Raw genomic sequence first — 3,006 nt, 5'->3', positions numbered from 1 at the left:
ATCTGTAACCGACCACATTATATTTATATAGCCTCCATTTGTGTCCGGTAATTTACATAGATTACTCATCTTCAAAGTCATTAATGCAAAATTCCCCTGCTCTGGGGCGCACTGTAAAAGATGAAAAACTTTTAAATAATACTATGCCTCAGCATTAATAGCACTCAACTGCATAGGCCCCAAATATTTGGTTAAATAAGGTGAAAAAACTTCATAAATTAATGTCAGTGGCTGCCCATGATGCCAAAACAAGTAGTGGCGACCCCAAAAAGGTCCAGCTACACCAAAACCGGACTCTAGTGCCAATGAGTCACCGTAGTAAATTCCTCGAACATCCCGATACAATTCTGTGCGAAGACGAGCTAAACTTGCCCAAATTGGTAATGAACGGTTTTGCAAATACTCATCGACATGACTGGCTTCCCACCACGAAGTAGCATAGGCTAATCTTTGACCAGAAGCGGTACGCAGCCATACTTGTCGCCGTAATCGCGGTTCTGGGACAGCTTGGATTAATTCAGGAGCAGCATCCAAGTCGATGCCAATCAATGACATATCAATAACATCTACTTCTACAGCCTCACCTGTGAGCAATTCTAAGTGACGTGTTGGAGAGCCGTCACCCAAGAGCATTAGCTGCCATGCAGGTGCTAGCTGAGTGTGAGGTAAACTTTGTTGAATTATTTCCTCCCCTCCTTGCCAAATCGGAGTGAGGCGATGCCAAGCTGGTGGCAGTGTTAGGTTGTTTGTCGGCGGAAAAGAAATAGTCAATGCTTTTTACAAAACTTCACCTATTTCTATAAAAGCATAAAAAACTAGTACTTTGACAAGGCAATTCTTAATATGTAGTAAGCACTGAGTGGTTCTGAAAAAGACTCAAGTCTTCACTACAAACTTAATATTTAAGGGTCAATAATCTAAGGTTTTTTGACCTATGACTATTGACCCTATGCTTAAACAAGCAAAAATGCGGATGGGGAGACTCGAACTCCCAAGGCAAAGCCACACGCACCTCAAGCGTGCGCGTATACCAATTCCGCCACATCCGCATGGTTTGTCTAAGAATAGACTATAGCATAAGAAAATAATTATAGTAAGGTGATATCTAAATTCAGCTGCTCAAAAATATAAATTTTCTCAAGGCGGTATCAGACTGACAGAAATTTAGCAGATGTACAAGGGATATTGAAAAGGGTAGAGCTACTGTGTGTGTTTGGCGGGGTGCAATGGCGTATCCGTCTGCTGTAGGCGATGTCTAGGAAGGGCTACGCCTATGCAAAAGCCCAGCTTGGTAGTCTAGCCAAGACTTACAGCAGCAATGTTGTTAGTGTAGTAAGACCCGTAGAGGCAGCAAGCCTGCAATATGCAAGTTTGCTTAGGATCAGGGTGGCGAATCTCCTGCAATAATTTGAAATAATGTGGAAGCATTGTTTCAAGTTGGATCAGAGAAAATGTCAATCTACTGGTAATGATATCGAAACTAAAAAATGAAGTTTGACAAAATATTAATTGCCAATCGGGGAGAAATCGCCCTTCGCATTCTCCGCGCCTGTGAAGAAATGGGAATTGCCACAGTTGCGGTTCACTCCACCGTTGACCGTAATGCTCTGCACGTCCAACTTGCTGATGAAGCAGTTTGCATTGGCGAACCTGTTAGCGGTAAAAGTTATTTGAATATTCCCAATATTATTGCTGCTGCACTGACGCGCAATGCTACTGCCATTCATCCAGGTTATGGTTTTTTGGCAGAAAATGCCCGGTTTGCGGAAATCTGTGCCGACCATCATATTGCTTTTATCGGCCCAACTCCAGAAGCTATGAGACGGATGGGCGATAAATCCACTGCCAAAGAAACTATGCAAAAAGCTGGAGTACCGACAGTACCAGGTACTGAAGGATTGGTAGAATCCGAGCAAGAAGGATTAGGATTCGCCAAGGATATCGGCTATCCAGTGATGATCAAAGCTACAGCAGGTGGCGGTGGAAGGGGTATGCGCCTAGTTCGTTCTGAAGACGAATTTGTGAAACTTTTTCTCGCAGCTCAAGGCGAAGCAGGAGCAGCTTTTGGGAATTCTGGCGTTTACATAGAAAAATTTATTGAACGTCCCCGCCACATCGAATTTCAAATTTTGGCAGATAACTACGGTAATGTCATCCACTTGGGTGAACGGGATTGCTCGATTCAGCGCCGGAATCAAAAGCTGTTAGAAGAAGCTCCTAGTCCGGCTCTCGACCAAGACCTACGTGAGAAAATGGGACAAGCTGCTGTCAAAGCTGCCCAATTCATTAACTACAGTGGGGCGGGTACTATTGAGTTTCTCTTGGATAGATCCGGTAAATTCTACTTTATGGAAATGAACACCCGGATTCAAGTAGAACACCCTGTAACAGAGATGATTACTGGGATAGATTTGGTTGCCGAACAAATCCGCATTGCTCAAGGTGAAAGACTTAAGCTGACCCAAGACCAAGTAGTATTACGAGGTCATGCGATCGAATGTCGAATCAACGCCGAAGATCCCGATCATGACTTCCGCCCTTCTCCTGGAAGGATCAGTAGCTATCTGCCCCCCGGAGGGCCTGGTGTGCGTATTGATTCCCACGTTTACACAGATTACCAAATCCCGCCCTACTACGATTCCTTAATCGGCAAGTTAATCGTTTGGGCGCCAGACCGACCCACTGCTATTAACCGGATGAAACGCGCGCTGCGGGAATGTGCCATTACTGGACTACCTACCACCATCGGGTTTCATCAAAAAATTATGGAAACTCCACAGTTTTTACAGGGTAATGTCTATACAAATTTTGTGCAGGAAATGAACGGGTAGGGGAGTGGGAAGGTTACAGGGTATAGGTTACAGGGGACAGGGTTATAACCTGTAACCTGTCCCCTGTAACCTGTAACCTAATTCACACGAGATAGCATAGTCAGCAATCCTTGTTGACCTAGTAGGATTTCTCGTAGCAGGCTGAAGATACCAACCCAAATAATAGGTGTAATAT

2 protein-coding genes, 1 tRNA gene and 1 pseudogene are annotated in these 3,006 nt (G+C 44.3%); 1 reads left to right on the top strand and 3 read right to left on the bottom strand.

The features are described 5' to 3' along the window. Positions 1-141: 141 nt before the first annotated feature. Both IQ229_RS21270 and IQ229_RS21265 read right to left on the bottom strand, forming a co-directional pair. Positions 142-771, bottom strand: a complete 630-nt coding sequence (locus IQ229_RS21270) for a chorismate lyase (protein ID WP_194047124.1) — start codon at positions 769-771, stop codon at positions 142-144. A gap of 197 nt (positions 772-968) precedes the next feature. Further along, positions 969-1,049, bottom strand: a tRNA-Leu gene (locus IQ229_RS21265). Positions 1,050-1,487: 438 nt separating this feature from the next. Between IQ229_RS21265 and accC the strand changes: the two genes are divergently transcribed. After that, positions 1,488-2,831 (top strand): acetyl-CoA carboxylase biotin carboxylase subunit, encoded by a 1,344-nt coding sequence (accC, locus tag IQ229_RS21260; protein ID WP_194047122.1) that lies wholly within the window; start codon positions 1,488-1,490, stop codon positions 2,829-2,831. Between the two features lie 77 nt (positions 2,832-2,908). Here accC and IQ229_RS24290 read toward each other — a convergent pair. Then, a pseudogene (locus IQ229_RS24290) lies at positions 2,909-3,006 on the bottom strand (YggT family protein); the annotation flags it as partial.

The sequence above is a fragment of the Nostoc cf. edaphicum LEGE 07299 genome (genome assembly GCF_015207245.1).
In the GTDB taxonomy this organism is placed as follows: Bacteria; Cyanobacteriota; Cyanobacteriia; order Cyanobacteriales; family Nostocaceae; genus Nostoc; species Nostoc edaphicum_B.
The sequence above is the reverse complement of the archived record's forward strand: the minus strand, read 5'-3'. Positions and strand labels throughout refer to the sequence as shown.